Source organism: Stenotrophomonas sp. (assembly GCF_050737575.1).
Taxonomy (GTDB): domain Bacteria; phylum Pseudomonadota; class Gammaproteobacteria; order Xanthomonadales; family Xanthomonadaceae; genus Stenotrophomonas.
This window is the reverse complement of sequence record NZ_JBOHXW010000002.1, coordinates 357,184-377,837: the sequence shown is the minus strand read 5'-3', so window position 1 is coordinate 377,837 and position 20,654 is coordinate 357,184. Positions and strand designations below refer to the sequence as shown.

Below are 20,654 nucleotides of genomic sequence, written 5' to 3'. Positions count from 1 at the left end.
TGCAACCCGGAGGTTCTCCATTGTGAATTACTTCGAATACAACTCGACGATCAGCGCTTCGTTGATATCCGCAGGCAGGTCCGAACGATCCGGCACAGCCTTGAAGACGCCACTGAACTTCTTCGAATCGACTTCGACCCACGACGGGCTGAGGTCGTGCTGCTCGGCAACGACCAGGGCTTCCTGGACGCGCAGCTGCTTGGCAGCCTTTTCCGACAGAGCGATCGCATCGCCAGCCTTGACCTGGAACGAAGCCAGGTTCACCGACTTGCCATTGACCGTGACACCGCGGTGCGAAACCAGCTGACGAGCAGCCGGACGCGTCACTGCGAAGCCCATACGGTAGACGACGTTGTCCAGACGGGTTTCCAACAACTGCAGCAGGTTCTCGCCGGTGTTGCCCTTCTTGGTCGAGGCCTTCTTGTAGTAATTGCGGAACTGACGCTCCAGCAGACCGTAGATACGCTTGACCTTCTGCTTTTCACGCAGCTGGGTAGCGTAGTCGGACAGCTTGCCCTTACGGGCGGTAGCTCCGTGCTGGCCGGGCTTCTGCTCCAGCTTGCACTTTGAGTCCAGCGCACGGGCCGGGCTCTTGAGGGAGAGGTCGGCGCCTTCGCGACGGGCGAGCTTACAGGTAGGACCGATATAACGAGCCATTTCTTATCGCTCCTTTAGACGCGACGCTTCTTCGGCGGACGGCACCCGTTGTGCGGGATTGGCGTCACGTCGATGATGTTGGTGATCTTGTAGCCGACGTTGTTCAACGAACGTACGGCCGACTCACGGCCCGGACCCGGACCCTTGATGCGGACTTCCAGCGACTTCAGTCCGTAATCCAGCGCAGCCTTGCCAGCCTTTTCGGCGGCAACCTGAGCGGCGAACGGAGTCGACTTACGCGAGCCACGGAAACCTGCGCCACCGGAGGTCGCCCAGGACAATGCATTGCCCTGACGGTCGGTGATGGTCACGATGGTGTTGTTGAACGAAGCGTGGACGTGGGCAACGCCATCAGTGATGACGCGCTTGATCTTCTTCTTGGTTTTTGCTGCTGCGGGCTTAGCCATTTCTTAGGTCCCTTACTTCCTGATCGCCTTGCGCGGACCCTTACGGGTGCGGGCGTTGGTACGGGTACGCTGGCCACGCAGCGGCAAGCCACGACGGTGACGCAGGCCGCGGTAGCAACCCAGGTCCATCAGACGCTTGATTGCGATGCCGATTTCACGACGCAGATCGCCTTCGACGATGTACTTGCCGACTTCCAAACGCAGGCGTTCGATTTCCGGCTCCGACAAATCGCGGATCTTGGTGGTCGAAGCAACGCCTGCGACTTCGCAGACCTTCTTCGAACGGGTACGGCCGATGCCGTAAATGCTTTGCAACCCGACCCAGACGTGCTTCTGGGCTGGCAGGTTGACGCCTGCAATACGCGCCATGACGCGGTTCTCCAGCTGAGTGATGGCCGAATACGCACCTTATAGGCGCGCCAATCCGGCAGGATGGATCAAAAATGTGAACTAGCGAACTAACAAGGTCTCGGTTTGCTTTGAAGTCCGGGGAACACAAGGTTCCTTGGACCCGGCGTGGGGAGTGTGCCCATGCTCCGGCGCCGGATGTGCCTGGCAGGAAGGTTGCCCTTCAAGCCGCCCGCGCTACTCCCGCGCGGAACAACCACATCACACCCCCACCCGAAACCGCTGCAGGGGCCGCCCTTCTGATTTGAAGACCGGTCCCGGGTGCCGGGACGGTCATTCGCGCAATTAAGCGCCCAAGTATAGCGGGTGAATCAGCCGCGTGCAAAACCGCCGCGGTTGCCGCCCTTCAGGTTGGCCTTCTTGAGCAGGCTCTCGTACTGGTGCGACATCAGGTGCGCCTGGATCTGCGCAATGAAGTCCATCACCACCACCACCACGATCAACAGCGAGGTACCACCGAAGTAGAACGAGGCATTGAGCTGGGTGCGCATGATTTCCGGCAGCAGACAGACAATGACCAGGTACAGCGAACCGGCGGCAGTCAGGCGGGTCAACACAGCATCGACGTACTCGGCGGTGGCCTTGCCCGGACGGATGCCCGGAATCAGCGCGCCCGACTTCTTCAGGTTGTCAGCGGTTTCCTGCGAGTTGAACACCAGCGCGGTGTAGAAGAACGCGAAACCGGAGATCAACGCAGCGAACACGATCATGTGCAGCGGCTCGCCCGGACCCAGCGCGTTGGCAACCTTCTGCAACCAGGTCGCCGAGCTGGCCTGGCCGGACCACATCGCCAGAGTGGCCGGGAAAGCCAGGATGCTGGAGGCGAAGATGGCCGGGATCACGCCCGCCATGTTCAGCTTCAGCGGCAGGAACGAGGTCTGGTTCATGTAGGCATTACGACCACCCTGACGGCGGGCGTAATTGACCGTGATACGACGCTGACCGCGCTCGACAAACACCACGAAGTAGGTGAAAGCCAACACCACCAGCACGATGATCAGCAACGAAATGAAGCTCATGTTGCCGTCACGGTACGCCTCAACGGTGTGAATCACCGCCGACGGCAGGCCAGCAACAATGCCGGCGAAAATGATCAGCGAAACACCGTTGCCGATGCCACGCTCGGTGACCTGCTCACCCACCCACATCAGGAAGATGGTGCCAGCGGTCAAAGCGACCACGGCGGTGAACACGAACGCCATGCCGGGGTTATAGACCACGGCTGCGCCGCCCGGCGACACCTGGTTCTGCAGTGCGAGCGCGATACTGCCGCCCTGCACTACTGCCAGGAGCACCGCGCCAATGCGCGAATATTGAGTGATCTTGCGACGACCCGACTCACCTTCCTTCTGCATCGCTTTAAGCGTGGGGAAGATGTGGACTGCCAGCTGCATCACGATGGACGCCGAAATGTACGGCATCACGTTCAACGCGAAGATGCTGAAACGGTGCAGGGCGCCGCCCGAGAACATGTTGAACATGTCCACGATTCCGCCGCCCTGCGCCTGCATCAGCGCAAGCATGGCATCGGGATTGACGCCCGGCACCGGCACATAACAGCCGATGCGATAGACGAGCAATGCCCCGAGTACGAACAGAAGACGCTGGCGAAGTTCTGTGAACTTGCCCATCCCGCCCGCGAGGTTACCGATGCCAGCTTGCGCCATGTTCCGCTTACTCCTGTACGCTGCCGCCGGCAGCTTCGATCGCAGCCTTGGCGCCGGCAGTTGCCGCAATACCCTTCAGGGTAAACGCCTTGCTCAGCTCGCCCTTCAGGACGACCTTGGCCTTCTTGGCAGTGCTCGGGACCAGCTTGGCAGCAAGCAGTGCTGCAAAGTCGATCTCACCAGCTTCCAGGCGATCAAGGTGGTAGGACAGCACTTCTGCAGTGTCCTTGGCCTTGTGCGAGAAGAAGCCGATCTTCGGCAGACGACGCTGCATCGGGGTCTGGCCGCCTTCGAAGCCAGCCTTGATCTTGCCGCCACCCTTACGAGCGAACGAACCCTTGTGGCCGCGGCCGCAGGTCTTGCCCAGGCCGGAGCCAATGCCACGACCGACGCGGGTGCGCTCGGTACGTGCGCCCGGTGCCGGGCTCAGTTCATTAAGACGCATGGTCATGATCGATTACTCCTCAACCTTGACGAGGTAGTGAACCTTGTTGATCAGGCCGCGAACCTGCGGGCTGTCCTTCAGTTCACGCACATCGTTGATTTTGCTCAGGCCCAGGGCACGCACCGACAGGCGGTGACGCGACTGGGTGCCACGCAGGCCGCGCACCAGGCGCACCTTAACGGTATTGATCTGCTCAGCCATGGTTGAGATCCTCGACCTTCTTGCCGCGCTTGGCAGCAATGCGAGCCGGCGACTGCACGCCAGCCAGACCCTTCAGGGTTGCACGGACCAGGTTGATCGGGTTACGCGAACCCACAGCCTTGGCCAGCACGTTCTTCACGCCAACAGCTTCCAGCACGGCGCGCATGGCACCACCGGCGATGACGCCAGTACCTTCCGAAGCCGGCTGCATGAACACGCGAGCAGCGCCGTGACCGTCCTTGACGGTGTGCCACAACGTGCCGTTGTTCAGGTCAACGCTGATCTGGTTCTTGCGAGCCTGCTCCATCGACTTCTGGATGGCGACCGGCACTTCGCGCGCCTTGCCATAACCAAAACCGACCTTGCCTTCGCCATCGCCGACCACGGTCAGTGCGGTGAAGGTGAACTGGCGACCGCCCTTGACGGTCTTGCTGACGCGGTTGACCGCGACCAGCTTCTCGATCATGCCGTCGTCGACTTTCTCTTCGCGGTTACGGTCGCGATCGCGACCTCGCGACTGACGTTCTTCTGCCATGTTGATTCCTTGATTGATTGGGTATGTACGGCTCGGGGCCGCTTATGGTTGTGAAGTGACGCGTTGAATCAGCGACGGCTGCATAAGAACCGTGGCCGCCCGGCACACCCGTGCCGGCAGGCAGGAAGGGGCGCAAGGCCCCTTCCCTTTAATTACTTAGAACTGCAGACCACCCTCACGGGCGGCATCAGCCAGCGCCTTGATGCGACCGTGGTAGCGGTAGCCCGAGCGGTCGAAAGCGACCTTCTCGATGCCCGCAGCCTTGGCGCGCTCGGCGATCAGCTTGCCAACCTTGGCGGCGGCGTCGCAGTTCTTGCCGTTCTTCAGGCCTTCCATGACTTCGGCCTGCCCGGTGTTGGCAGCAGCCAGCACCTTGGAACCGTCGGCGGTGAAGACCTGTGCATACAGGTGCTGTCCGGTACGCAGGACCGACAAACGTGCGACACCCAGGGTACGGATGTGCGAACGGGTCGACTTGGCGCGACGCAGACGGGCAATATTCTTGTTCATGTTCTTTATCCTCGAAAGCTGAAAACCTAAGAATTAGGCCTTCTTGGCTTCCTTGCGAATGATGACTTCACCGGCGTACTTCACACCCTTGCCCTTATAGGGCTCCGGCGGACGGAAACCGCGGATTTTGGCAGCGACTTCACCCACGACCTGCTTGTCCGAACCCTGCACGACGATTTCCGTCTGCGTCGGGGTCGACAGCGTGATGCCTTCCGGCGCCACGAACACAACAGGATGCGAGAAGCCCAGCGACAGGTTCAGGTCCTTGCCCTGCATGGCAGCGCGGTAACCCACGCCCACCAGCTCCAGCTTCTTCTCGAAGCCTTCGGACACGCCCTGCACCATGTTGGCCAGGATCGAACGCACGGTGCCAGTCAGCGCATCGAAGGAAATATCCTTCGGGTTCAGCGTGGCAACGCCGTTGTCGAGAGTGATTTCAACGCCAGCGGCCTTGTTCAGCGACAGGGAGCCCTTCGGGCCCTTCACGCTCACGGATTCCGGCTGGATGGTCAGTTCAACGCCCTTGGGCAAGTTGATCGGCTTCTTGGCTACACGGGACATAGTGGACTCCTTCCCTTAAGCCACAAAGCACAGGACTTCGCCGCCGACGCCCAACTGGCGCGCCTGCGCATCGGTCATGATGCCCTTGGAGGTGGAAATGATGGCGATGCCCAGGCCGTTGAGGACCTTCGGCAGTTCAGACTTGCCACGGTACTGACGCAGGCCCGAACGCGAGAAGCGCTTCAGGGTCGCGATGACCGGCTTGCCTTCGAAATACTTCAGGACGATTTCGAGTTCGGCCTTGTTGTTTTCGAGTTCGGTAACGCGCAGATCAGCAATGTAGCCTTCCGCCTTCAGAACCTCGGCGATTGCCACCTTGATCTTGGACGACGGGGCTTTCACCGTCTGCTTACCAACCGCGGCCGCATTCTTGATGCGTACCAGCAGGTCGGCGATGGGATCAGTCATGCTCATGAAAATACCTTTGAGTGCACCGATATCCGCTTTCGCGAAAATCTTGTGTTGTCCTGGGATGGGCCAGGCCCCCTACTCCACCGCCCAGTTTCAGGCAGGCAAGGAGCGGAATTATACGACAAAGAGTCCGACTTGCGTCGGACTCTTTGAAATTCACCTTCAGGTTGCCCTTCAGGTGTCCCGGCCGGGCCTTTCGACCCGGCTGGGAGCTGGGATTACCAGCTGGCCTTGCGCAGGCCCGGAACGTCACCACGCATAGTGGCTTCGCGCAGCTTGTTACGGCCGAGGCCGAACTTGCTGTAAACGCCACGCGGACGGCCCGACAGTTCGCAACGGTTGCGGTGGCGGCACGGCGACGAATCGCGCGGCAGCTTGGACAACTTGATTACGGCGTCGGCCTTCTCTTCGTAGCTCGCGTCCACGGAGGACACGATCTTCTTCAGAGCCGCACGCTTGTCAGCGTACTTTTCAGCCAGCTTCTTCCGCTTGATGTCGCGGTTGACCATTGAGGTCTTTGCCATTTCGGTTTCCTCGACGTATCAGTTGCGGAACGGGAACTTGAACGCTGCGAGCAGCGCCTTCGCTTCCGCGTCGGTCTTGGCGGTGGTGGTGATGGCGATATCCATACCGCGAATCGCATCGACGGCGTCGAAATCGATTTCCGGGAAGATGATCTGTTCCTTCACACCCATGTTGAAGTTGCCACGACCGTCGAACGAACGACCCGACACGCCGCGGAAGTCACGCACGCGCGGCAGCGAGATGTTGATCAGGCGATCCAGGAACTCAAACATGGTGTCACGACGCAGCGTGACCTTGCAGCCGATCGGCCAACCATCACGGATCTTGAACGAAGCCACCGAGACGCGCGACTTGGTGACCACCGGCTTCTGGCCGGTGATCTTGGTCATGTCGGCGACGGCGTTTTCAAGCACCTTCTTGTTGGTCGCAGCTTCACCAACGCCCATGTTCAAGGTGACCTTGACCAGACGCGGCACTTGCATCGGATTGGTGTAGCCGAACTGCTTGGTCAGCGCCGGCACCACTTCGTCCTTGTAGAACTTTTCGAGACGGGAATTCATCAATTCATTCCTCAGGCGTCAAGCGCCTCACCGCTGGAGCGGAACACACGCAGTTTGCGTCCATCCTCCAGCACCTTGAAGCCAACGCGCTCACCCTTGCCCGTTGCCGGGTTCAGGACTGCCACGTTGGAGATATGGATCGAAGCTTCGCGCTCGACCACGCCGCCGGCAACACCTGCCTGCGGGTTCGGCTTGGTGTGGCGCTTGACGATGTTCACGTTGGCGACGACCACACGGTCGCCGTCGACGCGGACGATTTCGCCCTGCTTGCCCTTGTCCTTGCCGGCGTTGACGACTACTTGGTCGCCCTTCTTGATACGGTTAGCCATGATTATCTCCTGGCGCTCACAGAACTTCGGGAGCGAGCGAGACGATCTTCATGAACTTCTCAGAACGAAGTTCACGGGTCACCGGCCCAAAGATGCGGGTGCCGATCGGCTCTTGCTTGTTGTTGAGCAGGACCGCGGCGTTGCCGTCGAAACGGATCAGCGAGCCATCGGCGCGACGCACACCCTTACGGGTACGCACCACGACGGCGTCATACACTTCACCCTTCTTGACCTTGCCGCGCGGAATTGCATCCTTGACGGTGACCTTGATGATGTCGCCGATGTGGGCATAACGGCGCTTGGAACCACCCAGCACCTTGATGCACATCAGTTCCTTCGCACCGGAATTATCGGCTGCATCGAGGTAGCTCTGCATCTGGATCATGAGTCAGATCTCCTTATTCAGCCGCACGCGTGATGACTTCCACCACGCGCCAGTTCTTGGTCTTGGACATCGGAGCAATCTCAGTCACACGCACGACATCACCTTCCTTGCAGGTGTTGTCGGCGTCGTGTGCGTGCAGCTTGGACGAGCGCTTGATGTACTTACCGTACAACGGGTGCTTGACCTGGCGCTCCACCAACACGGTGACCGTCTTGTCCATCTTGTTGCTGACGACACGGCCTTCGACCGTGCGCAGCGCTTTCACTTCAGTATTTTCGCTCATAGCAGCCATCCTTACTTCGTGCTGCCGATCAGGTGCTTGACGCGAGCAATCTCGCGGCGCACCCGGCGGGTTTCGTGGGTCTTCGGCAGCTGGCCGGTGACCTGCTGCATACGGAGCGAGAACTGCTCCTTACGCAGGTCGGTCAAGTGGGCCTTGAGATCGTCAGCCGACTTCTCGCGGAGTTGTTTGATGTCCATCAGCGCACCGTCCGGGTTACGAAAGTGGTGGTCACCGAGAGCTTGGCAGCGGCCAGGCGGAACGCCTCGCGTGCCACTTCCTCGGTAACGCCCTCGACTTCATAAATCATGCGGCCCGGCTGGATCTGTGCGACCCAGTACTCCACGCCGCCCTTACCAGCACCCATTCGAACTTCGATGGGCTTCTTGGTGATGGGCTTGTCGGGGAACACGCGGATCCACATCTTGCCGCCGCGCTTGACGTAGCGGCTGATCGAGCGGCGAGCCGCTTCGATCTGACGCGCGGTCAGCTGGCCGTGAGCGGTTGCCTTCAGGCCGTACTCACCAAAGCTGACAGCGTTTGCGCTCCAGCTCAGGCCGTCGTTACGACCCTTGAACATCTTGCGGTATTTGGTTCGCTTGGGTTGCAACATTGCCGTTACCTCGCTTCACGAGCCGGACGCGACGGACGGTCGCCACGGTCGCCGCGATCGTTACGATCGTTGCGCGGGCTGTCGTCCTGCTTTTCCTGGCCAACCTGGGAGAAATCAAAGACTTCGCCCTTGTAGATCCAAACCTTGATGCCGATGATGCCGTAGGTGGTGCTGGCTTCAGCGAAACCGTAGTCGATGTCGGCGCGCAGGGTGTGCAACGGCACACGGCCTTCGCGGTACCACTCCGAACGGGCAATTTCTGCACCATTCAAGCGGCCACCCACGTTGACCTTGATGCCCAGGGCACCCAGACGCATCGCGTTGCCGACCGAGCGCTTCATTGCACGGCGGAACATGATGCGACGCTCCAGCTGCTGCGCGATGGACTCGGCAACCAGCTGTGCGTCCAGCTCCGGCTTGCGCACTTCAGTGACGTTGATGTGCGCCGGGACGCCCATCATTTCGCTCACTTCCTTACGCAGCTTCTCGATGTCCTCACCACGCTTGCCGATCACCACGCCCGGACGGGCGGTGTGGATCGTCACGCGTGCGGTCTTAGCCGGACGCTCGATCAGGATCTTGCTGATGCCGGCCTGTGCAAGCTTCTTGCGCAGCATTTCGCGAACTTTCAGGTCGGCTGCCAGATAACCAGCAAACTCGGCCTTGTTGGCGTACCACTTGGAGTTCCAATCCTTGGAAATACCGAGGCGGATACCAATCGGATGAACTTTATGACCCATGGTGTTTTCCTTTCCGCTTACTTGCCGGCGGCCACAACCACAGTGATGTGGCTGGTGCGCTTGAGAATGCGGGTACCGCGGCCTTTCGCCCGCGCCATGAAACGCTTCAGGGTCGGACCTTCATCAACCATGATGGTCTTGACCTTCAGCTCGTCGACGTCAGCGCCCTGATTGTTTTCGGCGTTTGCGATTGCCGACTCCACGACCTTCTTGATCAGGAGTGCAGCTTTCTTGTCCGAAAACTTCAACAGGTTGACCGCACGCTCGGCCGGCAGGCCGCGCACCTGGTCAGCGACCAGGCGAGCTTTCTGCGCAGAGATGCGCGCGGAGCGCAGGATTGCTTTCGCTTCCATTGTCATCTCTCCTTACTTGCCCGACTTCTTGTCGCCACCGTGACCCTTGAAGGTCCGGGTGACGGCAAATTCGCCGAGCTTGTGACCGACCATGTTCTCGTTGACGAGAACCGGAATGTGGTTCTTGCCGTTGTGCACGGCAATGGTGACGCCAACCATTTCTGGCAGGATCATCGAACGACGCGACCAGGTCTTAACCGGCCTTTTACTACCCGCAGCGGCCTCCACCTTCTTGACGAGGTGGTGATCGACGAACGGGCCCTTCTTGAGTGAACGTGCCATGGTCGATTAGCCCCTACGATCGCGGACGATGAACTGCTGAGTGCGCTTGTTATGGCGCGTCTTGTAACCCTTGGTCGGAACACCCCACGGGGTGACCGGATGCGGATTACCCTGGCCGGCCTTGGCCTCACCACCGCCGTGCGGATGGTCAACCGGGTTCATTGCCGCACCGCGGACGGTCGGCTTGACGCCGCGCCAGCGCTTGGCACCGGCCTTGCCGAGCTTCTCGAGGTTGTGCTCGTCGTTGCCGACTTCACCAATGGTGGCGCGGCATTCGACCGGCACCTTACGCATTTCACCCGAGCGCAGACGCAGGGTGGCGTAGATACCTTCACGAGCAACCAGCTGCACGGCTGCACCAGCAGCACGAGCAATCTGAGCGCCCTTGCCCGGCTTCAGCTCGATCCCGTGGACGGTGGTACCGACCGGGATGTTGCGCAGCGGGAGGGTGTTGCCGGTCTTGATCGGTGCGTGCGCACCGGAGATGACCTGGTCACCCGCCTTCAGGCCCTTCGGGGCGATGATGTAGCGGCGCTCGCCGTCGACGTAGCACAGCAGGGCGATATGAGCGGTGCGGTTCGGATCGTATTCAATACGTTCCACGCGCGCCGGAATACCTTCCTTGTTGCGCTTGAAGTCGATCAAGCGGTAGTGCTGCTTGTGACCACCACCCACGTGACGGGTGGTAATGCGACCGTGGTGGTTACGACCACCGGACTTGCTCTGCGGCTCCAGCAACGCAGCATGCGGCGCGCCTTTGTGCAGATCAGGGGTGACCACGCGCACGGCCGAACGACGGCCGGGGGAAGTGGGTTTGAATTTCATCAATGGCATGGGATGTACCTCAGGCCTTGGCCGTTACATCGATGGACTGGCCATCGGCGAGACGCACATACGCCTTGCGCCAATCGCCGCGACGGCCGGTGCGGTTACGGAAGGACTTGTTCTTGCCCTTGACGTTCAGCACGTTGACCGACTCGACCTTGACGTCGAACAGCTGCTCAACCGCGGCCTTTACATCGGCTTTGGTGGCTTCGTTCGAAACTTCGAAGACGTATTGGTTGGAGATTTCCTGCAGGCGCGCGGTCTTTTCAGAGACTCGCGGAGCGCGCAGCACGCTGAAGATTTTTTCGTTGCTGCTCATGCCAGCCACTCCTCGACCTTCTTGACCGCATCAGCGGTGATGACGACCGTGTCGGCACCGACCAGCGATACCGGATCCAGGCCCTGCACGTCACGCACCTGCACATAAGGCAGATTGCGGGCCGACAGGTACAGGTGCTCGGAAGCTTCTTCGGTGACGATCAGCGGACGCTTGCCCACTTCCAGGCCAGCCAGCTTGCCGATCAGCGCCTTGGTGCTGGTCGCTTCGACATCAAACGACTCAACGATGGTCAGGCGACCCTGGCGGTTCAGTTCGGACAGGATGGCGCACATGGCGGCGCGATACTGCTTGCGGTTGACCTTCTGATCGAAGCTACGCGGCTTGGCCGCGAAGGTGACACCACCGCCGACGAAGATCGGAGCGGTCAGGGCACCGTGACGAGCGCCACCACCCTTCTGCTTCTTCGACTTCTTGGTGGTACCAGCCACTTCAGAACGTGTCTTCTGTGCCTTGGTGCCGGCGCGAGCGGCGTTGCGATAGGCAACGACGACCTGGTGAACCAGATCTTCGCTGAAATCGCGGCCGAACACGGCTTCGGAGACCGAGACCTTGTTGTTGCTACCCGTGATAACGAGTTCCATCGTCATCTCTCCTTATGCCTTGCTAGCCGGACGCACGATCACGTCACCACCAGCTGCGCCAGGCACGGCACCGCGAATGGCAATCAGACCACGCTCGACGTCGACTTTGACCACTTCCAGGTTCTGCGTGCTTTGCTGCACAGCACCCATGTGGCCGGACATCTTCTTACCCGGGAAAACGCGACCCGGGGTCTGGCGCTGGCCCAGTGAACCCGGCGCGCGATGCGACAGCGAGTTACCGTGGGTTGCATCGCCCATACGGAAGTTGTGGCGCTTGATGGTGCCCTGGAAGCCCTTACCCTTGGTGACGCCCTGGACGTCTACCGTCTGGCCGACTTCAAAGATGTCTGCCTTGATTTCGCCGCCAACGGCGAAATCGCCGATCTGGGCGTCTTCAACGCGGAATTCCCACAAGCCACGGCCCGCTTCCACCTTCGCCTTGGCGAAGTGGCCGGCTTCCGGCTTGTTGACCAGCGCAGCGCGACGGGCGCCGACGGTCACCTGCACTGCGCTGTAGCCGTCAACTTCAACGGTCTTGATCTGCGCGATGCGGTTCGGGGTTGCTTCAATCAGGGTCACCGGGATGGAGCGGCCATCTTCAGTGAAAACGCGGCTCATGCCAGCCTTGCGGCCCACGAAGCCCAACGAATATTTCTTCGTCATGGTCGTAGTCCTTAAGTCAGCTTGATCTGAACGTCGACGCCGGCAGCCAGTTCGAGCTTCATCAGCGCGTCCACGGTCTTGTCGTTGGGGTCGACGATATCGAGCACGCGCTTATGCGTGCGGGTCTCGTACTGGTCACGCGCGTCCTTGTCGACGTGCGGGGAAACGAGAATGGTGTAACGCTCGATCTTGGTTGGCAACGGGATCGGGCCACGCACTTGCGCGCCGGTCCGCTTAGCCGTTTCAACGATCTCGCTGGCCGAACGGTCGATCAAACGATGATCGAACGCCTTCAACCGAATCCGGATCTTTTGGTCCGCCATGACGGTGTTCCTATAGGTCTAAAGAGCGACAGGCTTGGCCCCTGTGTGTGCCAAGCCCCATGAAAACGACGGTCGGCGCGCAAGCACCTCCCGTCAACGAGAATCCCTTCAAAACAGCAAGGCGGCCCGGTTTCCCGGCCCGCCCCAGACATCTTCAAACGCACGAAAAACACCCCGATCCAACCGGAGTGCCCCATGCGACCTGTCCTTGTCTGGCGAATACGAGGCGCGTCCTGCTCCTCCTTTCGCTGGCTGCGAAGCACACGATAAACGTGACCTTCGCGAGTGGTCGTGCATTCTGTCAGCATTTTCTGGCGCATGCAAGTCGGCCCCTGAGCGGGTCACCAACGCTTCAGCTGGCGGCAAGCCTGAAAGGCTTGCCGCGCCTGCCTCGGCCTACTCCTGCGCGGCCGCTTCGACCTTTTCCGCCTGCAGCAGGCTGTTGAACAGCAGCTTGAACGAAGCATGGGTCTGCGCGCGGAAGCTGATGTCCGTACCGAAGAACGTCAGCCGTCCGGCACCAATGTCCGCCTCGGCCGCCAGCACCCCGCCCTGCAGGTGCTCCTGGCCCCAGGCCCAGCCACTGCGCAGCGGCGTGGCCGACGCGAAGTGCAGCAGCGGGCGGATATCCGCCCGGCCAGCAGGCAGATCGAATACCGGTGCATTATCCCAGCGGCCGTCGGAGAAGTAGACATCCAGCTGTGAAGGAAGCCCCCAATTCAGGCTGCGCCCCTTGTCCACCTCCACCTGCAGCACGCTGCCCGGAATGTAGTACTCGCGCTGGCTCAGCGGCTCGGAACGCCCTTCCGCACCCGCTTTGCGCAGATGACTGGACACCGGCAACCCCAGTGCGACCGCCAGACCACTGGACGAGCCGGTCGCTACGACGTGCCCGCCCTGCTGCAGGAAGTCACACAGCACCTGCGTAGCCGCCTCGCCCTCAAGCTCACCAAGCAGGCCGTGGAACTCCTTCGGGATGCTGGCGACCGCTGGCGATGCCGGCGTGCGCCCCGCCTTGCCCTCGATAGCCAGGGTTTCCGGCAGCGGCAATGCGCCACTGGGAAGCAGCAGCACGTCGAAACGCTCACGCAGATTGCCGGCGAGGATCTGCTGCGGATACACCACTTCGTAATCGAAGCCGAAATTCTCCAGCACCAGACGCGTCCAACCGGACACCATCGAGCCGCTGTAGCGGTCCCACAACGCAATGCGCGGCGCACGCACCGGCACAGCATCCGCCGCCACACCCTTCCCTGCTGCAACGGCTGCGACACCGGTTTCATGCAAGGCGGTCATCAACGCCACGCGATTTCCCGCCGGCACGAAATAGGCACCATCCTGCGCCGGCAATCGCTGCACAGAGACGCCCGCCTTCAATAGTCGATTGACCGCAATGACGGCATTATTGACCCGCGCATCCAGCACCCAACCCGCATTGGATTCGGGCACCGAAACGGCTTCCAGCGTCGTCAGCACCCCCACCGGCAACGGCTCGAACGGCCCCTCAAAACCCTGCAGCACGCGATCGAATGCAACGCCCATCTGCAAGGCCAGCGTCCAACCTGCCGAGTCGTACGGCGCAATCGGCGGACCACCCGGATACTCGAAATCCTGCGGATGATCCTGCGGCTCGAACATGTCGCGCACGTGTGGCCGGAACGCCTGATCCGCACGTACCACGAACGAACCTGCCGGATAGGTTTTACCGGCTATTTCGAAATCCGCGCGAGCACGCTGCACTTCAACGCCTGCAAACTGCAGCGCGTTGATGAAGGCCACCGCGGTCGGCAGATCCGCTTGATTTGCGGGGATGACATAACCGCGCGCATCACGCTGATCTGGGCGCTGCAGCAGGGTCGCCACCTGCGCGTGCGTCAGCTCGCTGGACTTGCCCTTTGATGCAGCTTTTACCTGCTCTGCAGCACTATTCAACGCCGCCGGACTCGCCGTCCAACTGTCGCGGCTACCGCGCTCGATGGAGTTGCGGCCCATGCGATAGATGTTCCAGAGCAACTGCTCACGGTTGCGTGAGGCGTAGTCCAGCAACGCCCAGTTGGCGGTGAGGCTGTAGTCGATGGACTGACGGAAATGCCAGGCCTGCGCCGCCACCGGCAAAGGAAGATTACTGTCGGGCAGCTGCCGTTCTGGCAGGAACGGAATCTGCATCGGCGTCGGGTTGCCGGTGATCTCGGTCAGCACACCCAGCATGTTGTGGAAGTACGGCATGGTGCGCAGGCCGCCATTCCACCACGTCGAATACACGCTGCCGCCCTTGGACACCGCGCCCGGCTTGTTCTCCTGCAGGTAGCGCAGGTTCATCGCCGCACCCAGCGCCTCCAGCCCCACCGGAATCATCGCGTCGATGTTGTAGTTGTACGGATCGCGGTACGGCGGAATCACGATCACCGTGCCCTTCGGCGACGTCTGGTGATGGTTGTAGACAATCTGCGGATACCAGCGCGTGTACATCGCCAGATTCAGATTGCGCGTTTCCTGCAGCGCCGCCATGTAGAAATCGCGATTGTTATCGTGCCCGGCGTACTTCTGGTAAAGACGCGGCGGCTTGTCGAGCACGCGCTTGGCCGGCACCGGCTCGCGCATGTACCAATCCGAATACAGCTCCTGGCCATCGGGATTGGCGTGCACCAACAGCACGATGGTGTCGTCGAGAATGCGCCGGGTTTCAGCATCATCGCGGCTGGCCAGCTGCCACACCGTCTCGATCAGCTGATGCGCGCCAACCGTTTCATTGGCATGCAGGCCGCCATCAATCCACACCACTGCCCTGCCCTGCGCAGCCAATGCACGCGCCGCCGCATCACCATCGCGCGCACGCGCCAAGCGCTCGGAGACGCTGCGATATTCCTCCAACCGCGCAAGGTTTGCCGGCGAGGATGCGATCAGCATCAGCTGTGCGCGTCCTTCGGATGTCTTGCCCAGCTCAACCAGCTGGAAGCGGTCCGACGTGGCCGCAATCTTGCGGAAATACGCTTCGGTCTGCGTGTAATTGGCGAGCATGTAGTCATCGCCGATATCAAAACCAAAATGCGACCTAGGCGACGGCACCGCCGCCTGCAGCGAGCCCATTCCCGCCGCGATCAACAACATTGCGCACGCGCAACGCTGCAACGCCTTCAATTGAATCATTCCCCGCTCCCTTGCTTGCCTGGCGCCCTCACGCCAGGACCAAATGTAATCACGCATCGTCAGTTCAGCGCACGACACCCCATTGATCAAGATGAGACCACGGCGTCCGTTCCGCCACCGAAAACGGTGAATAGCCAGATCCGGCAAGATGGAGCGGTGCCGATGACGACTCCGCACAGCCACCCGATAAATGCGCCGATTTCCGACCGCCAAAGCGGTCATTCCGGCGTGGGCACGAACGCTGGCTCTCGCCATACCGACTGGATTCAACAGACAAAAAAAGGGCGACCCGAGGGTCGCCCTTTTCTCAACACCTTGCTCCCAGAGGAAGCGCAGCGTAATTACGCGATGATCTTGGCAACCACACCGGCGCCGACGGTACGACCGCCTTCACGGATGGCGAAGCGCAGACCTTCGTCCATTGCCACCGGGTTGATCAGGGTGACGGCCATCTTCACGTTGTCACCCGGCATCACCATTTCCACACCTTCCGGCAGTTCGCAAGCGCCGGTGATGTCGGTGGTACGGAAGTAGAACTGCGGACGGTAGCCCTTGAAGAACGGCGTGTGACGGCCGCCTTCGTCCTTCGACAGCACGTACACCTCAGCTTCAAACTGGGTGTGCGGCTTGATCGAACCCGGCTTGGCCAGAACCTGGCCACGCTCGACGTCGTCACGCTTGGTGCCGCGCAGCAGCAGACCGGCGTTGTCGCCTGCCTGACCCTGGTCGAGCAGCTTGCGGAACATTTCCACACCGGTGACGGTGGTCTTCTGGACCGGACGGATACCGACGATTTCGATTTCTTCGCCGACCTTGATCACGCCGCGCTCGATACGACCGGTCACCACGGTGCCGCGGCCCGAGATCGAGAACACGTCTTCCACCGGCATCAGGAAGGGCTTGTCCACGTCGCGCTCCGGCGTCGGGATCCAGGTATCCAGTGCATCGACCAGCTTCAGGATGGCCGGCACGCCGATGTCGCTCTGGTCGCCTTCCAGCGCCATACGAGCCGAACCCGAGATGATCGGGGTGTCATCGCCCGGGAAGTCGTACTTGCTCAGCAGCTCGCGGACTTCCATTTCGACCAGTTCCAGCAGCTCAGCGTCGTCCACCATGTCGGCCTTGTTCAGGAACACGACGATGTACGGCACGCCGACCTGACGCGACAGCAGGATGTGCTCGCGGGTCTGCGGCATCGGGCCGTCAGCAGCCGAACAGACCAGGATCGCGCCGTCCATCTGGGCAGCACCGGTGATCATGTTCTTGACGTAGTCAGCATGGCCCGGGCAATCGACGTGGGCGTAGTGACGCGACTCGGATTCGTACTCAACGTGCGCGGTCGAGATCGTGATACCACGAGCCTTCTCTTCCGGGGCGGCGTCGATGGACGAGTAATCCTTGAATTCGCCACCGAAACGCTCGGCGCCGATCTTGGTCAGTGCTGCGGTCAGCGTGGTCTTGCCGTGATCGACGTGGCCGATGGTGCCGACGTTGACGTGCGGCTTGGTACGCTCGAACTTACCCTTGGACATTTTAGTTCCTTGATTAGCTGAAATTTGATTGGAGAACCTGAGTCAGATGACTCAGGCCTTCTTGATGACGGTTTCGGCGATGTTGTTCGGCGCCGGCTCGTAGTGGTCGAACTCCATCGTGAAGGTTGCGCGACCCTGGGTCTGCGAACGCAGCGCGGTGGCGTAACCAAACATTTCGCCCAGCGGGATCATCGCATTGATGATGCTGGCCGAACCGTCACCCGTGGTGCCCGAACCCTGCAGGACGCCACGACGGCGGCTTACGTCGCCCATCACGTCACCCTGGTATTCCTCCGGAGTCACGATCTCGACCTTCATGATCGGCTCCAGCAGCACCGGCTTGGCCTTGGCGAAGCCCTGCTTGAAGGCCATCGACGAGGCGAGCTTGAACGCCATTTCCGACGAGTCAACGTCGTGGTACGAGCCGAACACCAGCTTGACCTTGACGTCAACCACCGGGAAGCCAGCCAGCGGACCGCTGGTGATGGTTTCGCGCAGGCCCTTTTCCACGGAAGGAATGAATTCCTTCGGGATCACGCCGCCGGTGATGTCGTTGATGAACAGGAAGTCATCCTTGATTGCAGCGGACAGCTTCGGATCGGCGCGGTCTTCAGCGGTGATCGGCGACAGCTCGATCACGACGTGACCGTACTGACCCTTACCACCGGACTGCTTGGCGTGCTTGTAATCCGACTTGACGTCAGCCATCTGGATGGTTTCGCGGTAAGCCACCTGCGGCTTGCCGACGTTGGCGTCAACGTTGAACTCGCGCTTCATGCGGTCAACGATGATGTCCAGGTGCAGCTCGCCCATGCCCGAGATGATCGTCTGGCCGGATTCTTCGTCGGTCTTGACGCGGAACGACGGATCTTCCTGCGCCAGACGGCCCAGTGCCAGACCCATCTTTTCCTGGTCCGACTTGGTCTTCGGCTCGACAGCCATCGAGATCACCGGCTCCGGGAACACCATGCGCTCAAGCACGATCGGCGCTTCAAGCGAGCACAGCGTGTCACCGGTGGTCGTGTCCTTCAGGCCCACGGCAGCCGCGATATCACCAGCCAACACTTCCTTGATTTCTTCACGGTTGTTGGAGTGCATCTGCAGGATGCGGCCGATGCGCTCCTTCTTGTTCTTCACCGAGTTCAGCACGGTGTCGCCACCGTTCAGCGTGCCGGAATAGACACGGAAGAACGTCAGCGCGCCAACGAACGGATCGGTGATGATCTTGAACGCCAGCGCCGAGAACGGAGCCTTGTCGTCCGACTTGCGGGTCATTTCGATGGCGTCATCGTCGACGTCCGTACCCTTCACGTCAGGCACGTCGATCGGCGACGGCAGCAGCTGGATCACGCCGTCGAGCATGGCCTGCACGCCCTTGTTCTTGAACGCCGAGCCACAGAACATCGGCACGATTTCCACGGCCAGCGTACGGGTACGCAGCGCCTGGATGATCTCAGCCTCGTTCAGCTCTTCGCCGCCCAGGTACTTTTCCATCAGCTCTTCGTTGGCTTCAGCCGCAGCTTCGATCATGAAGGTACGGGCTTCTTCAGCCTGTGCCTGCAGATCAGCCGGGATTTCGCCGTACTCGAACTTCATGCCCTGCGAAGCGTCATCCCAATGGACGGCCTTCATCTTGAGCAGATCGACCACGCCCTTGAAGCCTTCCTCAGCACCGATCGGCAGCTGCATCGGCACGGCGACGGCGCCGAGCTTGGCCTTCAGCTGGTCACGGACCTTGATGAAGTTCGCGCCGGTGCGGTCCATCTTGTTGACGAACGCAATACGCGGAACCTGGTAACGGTTGGCCTGGCGCCACACGGTTTCCGACTGCGGCTGCACGCCACCAACGGCGCACAGCACGAACACGGCACCGTCGAGCACGCGCAGCGAACGCTCGACTTCGATGGTGAAGTCAACGTGTCCGGGGGTGTCGATGATGTTGAAACGGTGCTCCGGCAGGGACTTGTCCATGCCCTTCCAGAACGCGGTGGTCGCAGCGGACTGGATCGTGATGCCACGTTCCTGCTCCTGCTCCATCCAGTCCATGGTGGCGGCGCCGTCATGCACTTCACCGAGCTTGTGGCTCTTACCGGTGTAGAACAGGATGCGCTCGGACGTGGTGGTCTTGCCGGCATCGATGTGAGCCATGATGCCGAAGTTACGGTAACGCTCGATGGGAGTGGTACGGGCCACGGGGAGCCTCTCAATTTCTTGGAATTCGGATGGCCGAACGCCGCCTTGCGGCGGCCTTCGGATTGACGCGGCGCTTCTAGCGCCACTGTGGCACCAACAATGGGTGCCAGGGGCCCTGTTTCCAAGGCCCCGTCGGGATCACCAGCGGTAGTGAGCGAAGGCCTTGTTCGCTTCCGCCATACGGTGAGTCTCTTCACGCTTCTTGATGGCGCCGCCACGGTTTTCCGAGGCATCCAGCAATTCAGCAGCCAGCTTGCGCGGCATGGTGTTTTCACCACGCTTACGAGCCGAGTCGATCAGCCAACGCATTGCCAGCGCCATCTTGCGCGAAGCGCGCACTTCGACCGGCACCTGGTACGTGGCACCGCCGACGCGGCGCGACTTCACTTCGACGCCCGGAGCGACGTTGTCCAGTGCCTTCTGCACCAGCTCAACTGCGCTCGGGTTCTTTTCGCTGATTACGTCCATGGCGCCATAGACGATCTTTTCAGCAACGGACTTCTTGCCGCTCAGCATCACCATGTTGATGAAACGAGCGATGGTTTCGCTTCCGTGCTTGGGATCAGGCAGGACCGAACGCTGGGGAGTATTACCTTTACGTGACATGTCTTATTCCTCAGGCCTTCGGACGCTTGGCGCCGTACTTGGAACGCGCCTGGCGACGCTTGGCAACGCCGGCGGCATCAAGCGAGCCACGGACGGTGTGGTAACGGACACCCGGCAGATCCTTGACGCGACCGCCACGGATCAGGACCACGGAGTGCTCCTGCAGGTTGTGGCCTTCACCACCGATGTAGCTGATGACCTCTTCCTGGTTCGTCAGGCGCACTTTGGCAACCTTACGCAGGGCCGAGTTCGGCTTCTTCGGGGTGGTGGTGTAAACACGGGTGCAGACGCCACGGCGCTGCGGGCATTTGTCGAGCGCCGGCGAGGCACTCTTGTAGGTGGTCGCTTGCCGCGGCTTGCGTACCAGCTGGTTGATCGTCGCCATCAGTAGGTTCTTCTGATTGGGGCCGTTTACAACGGCCAAGGATGCGGAAAATGTAAAGCAGGCCAAATTTTTGGCCTGCTGAGACAGACGATTGTAGCAACCCGCGAAAAGTGCAGTCAAACGCACTTCCTTCAGGCCAGCCCTGATCCAGAGCCGTTACAGGGGAGCCTCCGTGCACCCCGTTCAGGTC

30 protein-coding genes are annotated in these 20,654 nt (G+C 60.8%); all 30 read right to left on the bottom strand.

All coding sequences use genetic code 11. From position 1 onward, the window contains the following. Positions 1–27 precede the first annotated feature (27 nt). The 30 genes from rpsD to rpsL all read right to left on the bottom strand — a co-directional run bounded on the left by rpsD (position 28) and on the right by rpsL (position 20,464). Positions 28–657 (bottom strand): 30S ribosomal protein S4, encoded by a 630-nt coding sequence (rpsD, locus tag ACREP4_RS04905; protein ID WP_431595060.1) that lies wholly within the window; start codon positions 655–657, stop codon positions 28–30. A gap of 14 nt (positions 658–671) precedes the next feature. After that, on the bottom strand, positions 672–1,064 hold the full coding sequence (rpsK, locus tag ACREP4_RS04900) for a 30S ribosomal protein S11 (protein WP_057629606.1): 393 nt from the start codon (positions 1,062–1,064) through the stop codon (positions 672–674). A 12-nt stretch (positions 1,065–1,076) separates the two neighbouring features. After that, positions 1,077–1,433, bottom strand: coding sequence for a 30S ribosomal protein S13 (gene rpsM / locus ACREP4_RS04895; RefSeq protein ID WP_057633111.1), 357 nt, complete (start codon positions 1,431–1,433; stop codon positions 1,077–1,079). A gap of 350 nt (positions 1,434–1,783) precedes the next feature. Continuing rightward, the gene (secY, locus tag ACREP4_RS04890) at positions 1,784–3,139 is read right to left on the bottom strand and encodes a preprotein translocase subunit SecY (protein ID WP_269790271.1); all 1,356 of its coding nucleotides are present in this window, start codon (positions 3,137–3,139) and stop codon (positions 1,784–1,786) included. 7 nt (positions 3,140–3,146) lie between these two features. After that, the gene (gene rplO / locus ACREP4_RS04885) at positions 3,147–3,590 is read right to left on the bottom strand and encodes a 50S ribosomal protein L15 (protein WP_431595059.1); all 444 of its coding nucleotides are present in this window, start codon (positions 3,588–3,590) and stop codon (positions 3,147–3,149) included. A 6-nt stretch (positions 3,591–3,596) separates the two neighbouring features. After that, entirely contained in the window at positions 3,597–3,785 is a 189-nt protein-coding gene (gene rpmD / locus ACREP4_RS04880) for a 50S ribosomal protein L30 (RefSeq protein WP_431595058.1), read from the bottom strand. Further along, positions 3,778–4,320 carry a 30S ribosomal protein S5 gene (gene rpsE, locus ACREP4_RS04875; protein ID WP_057633107.1) on the bottom strand — a complete coding sequence of 181 codons (543 nt, stop codon included), beginning with the start codon at positions 4,318–4,320 and terminating at the stop codon, positions 3,778–3,780. The genes rpmD and rpsE overlap by 8 nt, the downstream gene beginning before the upstream one ends. Positions 4,321–4,476: 156 nt before the next feature. Then, positions 4,477–4,830 (bottom strand): 50S ribosomal protein L18, encoded by a 354-nt coding sequence (gene rplR / locus ACREP4_RS04870; protein WP_431595057.1) that lies wholly within the window; start codon positions 4,828–4,830, stop codon positions 4,477–4,479. 33 nt (positions 4,831–4,863) lie between these two features. Then, positions 4,864–5,391, bottom strand: a complete 528-nt coding sequence (gene rplF, locus ACREP4_RS04865; RefSeq protein WP_431595056.1) for a 50S ribosomal protein L6 — start codon at positions 5,389–5,391, stop codon at positions 4,864–4,866. Positions 5,392–5,406: 15 nt separating this feature from the next. Then, complete coding sequence (rpsH, locus tag ACREP4_RS04860; RefSeq protein ID WP_431595055.1) at positions 5,407–5,805, bottom strand: 30S ribosomal protein S8; 399 nt, start codon at positions 5,803–5,805, stop codon at positions 5,407–5,409. A gap of 215 nt (positions 5,806–6,020) precedes the next feature. Further along, positions 6,021–6,326, bottom strand: coding sequence for a 30S ribosomal protein S14 (rpsN, locus tag ACREP4_RS04855; RefSeq protein WP_431595054.1), 306 nt, complete (start codon positions 6,324–6,326; stop codon positions 6,021–6,023). Between the two features lie 18 nt (positions 6,327–6,344). After that, positions 6,345–6,887 (bottom strand): 50S ribosomal protein L5, encoded by a 543-nt coding sequence (gene rplE, locus ACREP4_RS04850; protein WP_057633102.1) that lies wholly within the window; start codon positions 6,885–6,887, stop codon positions 6,345–6,347. Between the two features lie 11 nt (positions 6,888–6,898). Continuing rightward, positions 6,899–7,216, bottom strand: coding sequence for a 50S ribosomal protein L24 (rplX, locus tag ACREP4_RS04845; protein ID WP_057633101.1), 318 nt, complete (start codon positions 7,214–7,216; stop codon positions 6,899–6,901). 16 nt (positions 7,217–7,232) lie between these two features. Next, positions 7,233–7,601, bottom strand: coding sequence for a 50S ribosomal protein L14 (gene rplN / locus ACREP4_RS04840; RefSeq protein ID WP_019186153.1), 369 nt, complete (start codon positions 7,599–7,601; stop codon positions 7,233–7,235). 13 nt (positions 7,602–7,614) lie between these two features. Further along, complete coding sequence (rpsQ, locus tag ACREP4_RS04835; protein ID WP_057633100.1) at positions 7,615–7,884, bottom strand: 30S ribosomal protein S17; 270 nt, start codon at positions 7,882–7,884, stop codon at positions 7,615–7,617. A gap of 11 nt (positions 7,885–7,895) precedes the next feature. Continuing rightward, on the bottom strand, positions 7,896–8,081 hold the full coding sequence (gene rpmC, locus ACREP4_RS04830; protein WP_057629594.1) for a 50S ribosomal protein L29: 186 nt from the start codon (positions 8,079–8,081) through the stop codon (positions 7,896–7,898). Next, positions 8,081–8,494, bottom strand: a complete 414-nt coding sequence (gene rplP, locus ACREP4_RS04825; protein ID WP_057629593.1) for a 50S ribosomal protein L16 — start codon at positions 8,492–8,494, stop codon at positions 8,081–8,083. The genes rpmC and rplP overlap by 1 nt, the downstream gene beginning before the upstream one ends. A gap of 5 nt (positions 8,495–8,499) precedes the next feature. Beyond that, entirely contained in the window at positions 8,500–9,234 is a 735-nt protein-coding gene (gene rpsC, locus ACREP4_RS04820) for a 30S ribosomal protein S3 (protein WP_054657200.1), read from the bottom strand. Positions 9,235–9,251: 17 nt separating this feature from the next. Next, positions 9,252–9,587, bottom strand: coding sequence for a 50S ribosomal protein L22 (rplV, locus tag ACREP4_RS04815; protein ID WP_269790261.1), 336 nt, complete (start codon positions 9,585–9,587; stop codon positions 9,252–9,254). Between the two features lie 12 nt (positions 9,588–9,599). After that, the gene (gene rpsS, locus ACREP4_RS04810) at positions 9,600–9,869 is read right to left on the bottom strand and encodes a 30S ribosomal protein S19 (RefSeq protein ID WP_431595053.1); all 270 of its coding nucleotides are present in this window, start codon (positions 9,867–9,869) and stop codon (positions 9,600–9,602) included. Positions 9,870–9,875: 6 nt separating this feature from the next. Beyond that, positions 9,876–10,703 (bottom strand): 50S ribosomal protein L2, encoded by an 828-nt coding sequence (rplB, locus tag ACREP4_RS04805; protein WP_057633096.1) that lies wholly within the window; start codon positions 10,701–10,703, stop codon positions 9,876–9,878. A gap of 10 nt (positions 10,704–10,713) precedes the next feature. Continuing rightward, positions 10,714–11,013: a 50S ribosomal protein L23 gene (gene rplW / locus ACREP4_RS04800; RefSeq protein WP_057633095.1), complete on the bottom strand. Its 300-nt coding sequence runs from the start codon at positions 11,011–11,013 to the stop codon at positions 10,714–10,716. Continuing rightward, complete coding sequence (rplD, locus tag ACREP4_RS04795) at positions 11,010–11,615, bottom strand: 50S ribosomal protein L4 (RefSeq protein ID WP_431595052.1); 606 nt, start codon at positions 11,613–11,615, stop codon at positions 11,010–11,012. Before rplD ends, rplW begins: the two co-directional genes overlap by 4 nt. A 12-nt stretch (positions 11,616–11,627) precedes the next feature. Next, complete coding sequence (gene rplC / locus ACREP4_RS04790) at positions 11,628–12,278, bottom strand: 50S ribosomal protein L3 (protein WP_232150682.1); 651 nt, start codon at positions 12,276–12,278, stop codon at positions 11,628–11,630. An 11-nt stretch (positions 12,279–12,289) separates the two neighbouring features. Continuing rightward, positions 12,290–12,601 carry a 30S ribosomal protein S10 gene (rpsJ, locus tag ACREP4_RS04785; protein WP_010341589.1) on the bottom strand — a complete coding sequence of 104 codons (312 nt, stop codon included), beginning with the start codon at positions 12,599–12,601 and terminating at the stop codon, positions 12,290–12,292. A 396-nt stretch (positions 12,602–12,997) separates the two neighbouring features. Beyond that, positions 12,998–15,748, bottom strand: a complete 2,751-nt coding sequence (locus tag ACREP4_RS04780; protein ID WP_431595051.1) for a M14 family metallopeptidase — start codon at positions 15,746–15,748, stop codon at positions 12,998–13,000. A gap of 341 nt (positions 15,749–16,089) precedes the next feature. Further along, the gene (gene tuf / locus ACREP4_RS04775; RefSeq protein ID WP_431595040.1) at positions 16,090–17,280 is read right to left on the bottom strand and encodes an elongation factor Tu; all 1,191 of its coding nucleotides are present in this window, start codon (positions 17,278–17,280) and stop codon (positions 16,090–16,092) included. A 51-nt stretch (positions 17,281–17,331) separates the two neighbouring features. Next, the gene (gene fusA / locus ACREP4_RS04770) at positions 17,332–19,473 is read right to left on the bottom strand and encodes an elongation factor G (RefSeq protein ID WP_431595050.1); all 2,142 of its coding nucleotides are present in this window, start codon (positions 19,471–19,473) and stop codon (positions 17,332–17,334) included. A gap of 138 nt (positions 19,474–19,611) precedes the next feature. After that, positions 19,612–20,079, bottom strand: coding sequence for a 30S ribosomal protein S7 (gene rpsG / locus ACREP4_RS04765; protein ID WP_431595049.1), 468 nt, complete (start codon positions 20,077–20,079; stop codon positions 19,612–19,614). Between the two features lie 10 nt (positions 20,080–20,089). Next, positions 20,090–20,464: a 30S ribosomal protein S12 gene (gene rpsL, locus ACREP4_RS04760; RefSeq protein WP_004145320.1), complete on the bottom strand. Its 375-nt coding sequence runs from the start codon at positions 20,462–20,464 to the stop codon at positions 20,090–20,092. Positions 20,465–20,654: the final 190 nt, after the last annotated feature.

What these genes read in the sequence shown, in the direction of transcription:
- rpsD (WP_431595060.1), bottom strand. Translation starts at nt 657, where the DNA reads ATGGCTCGTTATATCGGTCCTACCTGTAAGCTCGCCCGTCGCGAAGGC.
- rpsK (WP_057629606.1), bottom strand. Translation starts at nt 1,064, where the DNA reads ATGGCTAAGCCCGCAGCAGCAAAAACCAAGAAGAAGATCAAGCGCGTC.
- rpsM (WP_057633111.1), bottom strand. Translation starts at nt 1,433, where the DNA reads ATGGCGCGTATTGCAGGCGTCAACCTGCCAGCCCAGAAGCACGTCTGG.
- secY (WP_269790271.1), bottom strand. Translation starts at nt 3,139, where the DNA reads ATGGCGCAAGCTGGCATCGGTAACCTCGCGGGCGGGATGGGCAAGTTC.
- rplO (WP_431595059.1), bottom strand. Translation starts at nt 3,590, where the DNA reads ATGACCATGCGTCTTAATGAACTGAGCCCGGCACCGGGCGCACGTACC.
- rpmD (WP_431595058.1), bottom strand. Translation starts at nt 3,785, where the DNA reads ATGGCTGAGCAGATCAATACCGTTAAGGTGCGCCTGGTGCGCGGCCTG.
- rpsE (WP_057633107.1), bottom strand. Translation starts at nt 4,320, where the DNA reads ATGGCAGAAGAACGTCAGTCGCGAGGTCGCGATCGCGACCGTAACCGC.
- rplR (WP_431595057.1), bottom strand. Translation starts at nt 4,830, where the DNA reads ATGAACAAGAATATTGCCCGTCTGCGTCGCGCCAAGTCGACCCGTTCG.
- rplF (WP_431595056.1), bottom strand. Translation starts at nt 5,391, where the DNA reads ATGTCCCGTGTAGCCAAGAAGCCGATCAACTTGCCCAAGGGCGTTGAA.
- rpsH (WP_431595055.1), bottom strand. Translation starts at nt 5,805, where the DNA reads ATGAGCATGACTGATCCCATCGCCGACCTGCTGGTACGCATCAAGAAT.
- rpsN (WP_431595054.1), bottom strand. Translation starts at nt 6,326, where the DNA reads ATGGCAAAGACCTCAATGGTCAACCGCGACATCAAGCGGAAGAAGCTG.
- rplE (WP_057633102.1), bottom strand. Translation starts at nt 6,887, where the DNA reads ATGAATTCCCGTCTCGAAAAGTTCTACAAGGACGAAGTGGTGCCGGCG.
- rplX (WP_057633101.1), bottom strand. Translation starts at nt 7,216, where the DNA reads ATGGCTAACCGTATCAAGAAGGGCGACCAAGTAGTCGTCAACGCCGGC.
- rplN (WP_019186153.1), bottom strand. Translation starts at nt 7,601, where the DNA reads ATGATCCAGATGCAGAGCTACCTCGATGCAGCCGATAATTCCGGTGCG.
- rpsQ (WP_057633100.1), bottom strand. Translation starts at nt 7,884, where the DNA reads ATGAGCGAAAATACTGAAGTGAAAGCGCTGCGCACGGTCGAAGGCCGT.
- rpmC (WP_057629594.1), bottom strand. Translation starts at nt 8,081, where the DNA reads ATGGACATCAAACAACTCCGCGAGAAGTCGGCTGACGATCTCAAGGCC.
- rplP (WP_057629593.1), bottom strand. Translation starts at nt 8,494, where the DNA reads ATGTTGCAACCCAAGCGAACCAAATACCGCAAGATGTTCAAGGGTCGT.
- rpsC (WP_054657200.1), bottom strand. Translation starts at nt 9,234, where the DNA reads ATGGGTCATAAAGTTCATCCGATTGGTATCCGCCTCGGTATTTCCAAG.
- rplV (WP_269790261.1), bottom strand. Translation starts at nt 9,587, where the DNA reads ATGGAAGCGAAAGCAATCCTGCGCTCCGCGCGCATCTCTGCGCAGAAA.
- rpsS (WP_431595053.1), bottom strand. Translation starts at nt 9,869, where the DNA reads ATGGCACGTTCACTCAAGAAGGGCCCGTTCGTCGATCACCACCTCGTC.
- rplB (WP_057633096.1), bottom strand. Translation starts at nt 10,703, where the DNA reads ATGCCATTGATGAAATTCAAACCCACTTCCCCCGGCCGTCGTTCGGCC.
- rplW (WP_057633095.1), bottom strand. Translation starts at nt 11,013, where the DNA reads ATGAGCAGCAACGAAAAAATCTTCAGCGTGCTGCGCGCTCCGCGAGTC.
- rplD (WP_431595052.1), bottom strand. Translation starts at nt 11,615, where the DNA reads ATGGAACTCGTTATCACGGGTAGCAACAACAAGGTCTCGGTCTCCGAA.
- rplC (WP_232150682.1), bottom strand. Translation starts at nt 12,278, where the DNA reads ATGACGAAGAAATATTCGTTGGGCTTCGTGGGCCGCAAGGCTGGCATG.
- rpsJ (WP_010341589.1), bottom strand. Translation starts at nt 12,601, where the DNA reads ATGGCGGACCAAAAGATCCGGATTCGGTTGAAGGCGTTCGATCATCGT.
- ACREP4_RS04780 (WP_431595051.1), bottom strand. Translation starts at nt 15,748, where the DNA reads ATGATTCAATTGAAGGCGTTGCAGCGTTGCGCGTGCGCAATGTTGTTG.
- tuf (WP_431595040.1), bottom strand. Translation starts at nt 17,280, where the DNA reads ATGTCCAAGGGTAAGTTCGAGCGTACCAAGCCGCACGTCAACGTCGGC.
- rpsG (WP_431595049.1), bottom strand. Translation starts at nt 20,079, where the DNA reads ATGTCACGTAAAGGTAATACTCCCCAGCGTTCGGTCCTGCCTGATCCC.
- rpsL (WP_004145320.1), bottom strand. Translation starts at nt 20,464, where the DNA reads ATGGCGACGATCAACCAGCTGGTACGCAAGCCGCGGCAAGCGACCACC.